General features: G+C 62.0%; 2 protein-coding genes. Both read right to left on the bottom strand.

The features are described 5' to 3' along the window. Nucleotides 1–248 (bottom strand): LpxL/LpxP family acyltransferase (locus BK660_RS30460; RefSeq protein WP_473087025.1); only part of this gene is annotated, 248 nt, incomplete at its 3' end. A gap of 40 nt (nucleotides 249–288) precedes the next feature. After that, on the bottom strand, nucleotides 289–637 hold a 349-nt coding region (locus BK660_RS30465; RefSeq protein ID WP_185045272.1), incomplete at its 5' end, for a DNA-3-methyladenine glycosylase I.

The raw sequence follows: 637 nt of genomic DNA on the forward strand, positions 1-637 counted from the left end.
GCGCAGGCGCTTTCGGTCAGCGACTTGCCGATGTCTTTCAGGCTCTGCCCGACCAGACGCTCACGTTCGGCCGGATCCATCTGTGGAAAACATTTGGCGAGGTTGATCCGCACCACGTCGCGGGAACGGTTGGGGGTTTTCCACATGATCCAGCCGATCGCCGAACCCACGGCCTGCACGGCCCGCCATGGCAGCAGGGCAAACAGCCGCAGAGCGCCTACCAGCAAGGCGCCTTTAAACTTTTCCACAGGTCACTCCTGATCTTGTGCGGTGCGCGAGGCGGCCATTCTAACCGCCGTTGACAAGCTGCGCGTAGCGGTCGCAATCCTGGGTGTGATCCATGACCATGCCCGAGGCCTGCATCAGCGCGTAGCAAATGGTCGGACCGACGAACGTGAACCCGGCCTTTTTCAACGCCTTGCTCATCGCCAGCGCTTCGGGGGTGATCGCCGGGACTTCGCTGCGATCCTTGAAATGATTGATGATCGGTTGGTCGCCCACGAACGACCAGAGCAACGCCACCGGATCCTCCAGCGCCAGCCACGCCTGGGCATTGCGCCGGGCGGCGTTGAGTTTCAGGCGATTGCGGATGATGCCCGGGTCGAGCATGAGCTCGTCGATTTCGGCGTCACTCATC

The organism is Pseudomonas brassicacearum, from assembly GCF_003732265.1.
Lineage (GTDB): Bacteria > Pseudomonadota > Gammaproteobacteria > Pseudomonadales > Pseudomonadaceae > Aquipseudomonas > Aquipseudomonas brassicacearum_D.